Origin of the sequence: Limosilactobacillus galli (assembly GCF_947381495.1) — a bacterium.
Lineage (GTDB): Bacteria > Bacillota > Bacilli > Lactobacillales > Lactobacillaceae > Limosilactobacillus > Limosilactobacillus galli.
In genome coordinates this window covers 1-926 of sequence record NZ_CANCWK010000100.1, presented here as the reverse complement: position 1 = coordinate 926, position 926 = coordinate 1, and the positions used below count along the sequence as shown (strand labels likewise).

At 41.7% G+C, this 926-nt stretch carries 1 protein-coding gene; it reads right to left on the bottom strand.

The window, feature by feature from the left end; genetic code table 11:
• Positions 1–73: 73 nt before the first annotated feature.
• Positions 74–926 (bottom strand): tyrosine-type recombinase/integrase (locus QOS10_RS09400; protein ID WP_283595196.1); only part of this gene is annotated, 853 nt, incomplete at its 5' end.

The window sequence follows — 926 nt, the reverse complement described above, 5'->3', positions numbered from 1 at the left end:
AAGGGGCGTGAACCGCAAGAAACCGCGGCTCACGCCCTTTCATTTGTTTTCAATACGTATCGTTATTGACTGCTTACTGTTTAGTGACGTGCATATAGATTTGTGTTGTTATATCACCTTTAGCGTGACCAACGCGTTTCTGGATTACTCGTAGTGGAACATCCATATCTGCCAGAACAGAAACATGAGTGTGGCGAAAGTAGTGAGTAGTAACGTTTTTGTCGATCTTTTGTCGTTCAACAGCTCGCTTCAGATATTGATTGGCGTTGTTAACATTAAGAGGCTTCTGTTGGTTATAAGTTGTTGCTGTCTGGTTGATGGCAAACAGCAGAGCGCTTTGGCTTTTCCCTTTGGCATGTTGTTCAACGATATTGGCAGCGGTAGGAGAAAGAGTGATGGTTCTTAACCCAGCGAATGTCTTAGTGTCGTGAGAAAGAAAATGTCGATAAGGATTCTTTTTCCAGATCATTGTGCCATCGATTCTCAAGCGGACTTTATTACCGTCTTCTTTGATTATGTCATTTACTTGAAGACCAGACAATTCACCAAACCGCATTCCAGTTAAGAATTGTAATTGAAAAGCGTCGGCATAGTACTGCATGTTGCGATCAATACAATCGTTGATAATGTTGTGATACTCATCTAAGGTGAGGTATTTGTTCTCAATTTCATCGCGTCGGCGTGATGCCTCGTTTTTCCAAGTAATTTTGACTTTATCCATTGGGTTGTCTTTGAGAAAGCCATAGTTAACCGCGTACTCAAATAGCAGGGCGATCTTACCTTTTTTAGATCGAACCGTCCCGTTGGTGAGGGGATGGTCATGCCGATATAGTTGCTTGTTGAAGTAACGGTGTAAAGGGCGGTTATAAAATGTAGGAAATCGGCGGTTTAAAATTGTCGGTTTTCCTACATTTTTTGTATACTCA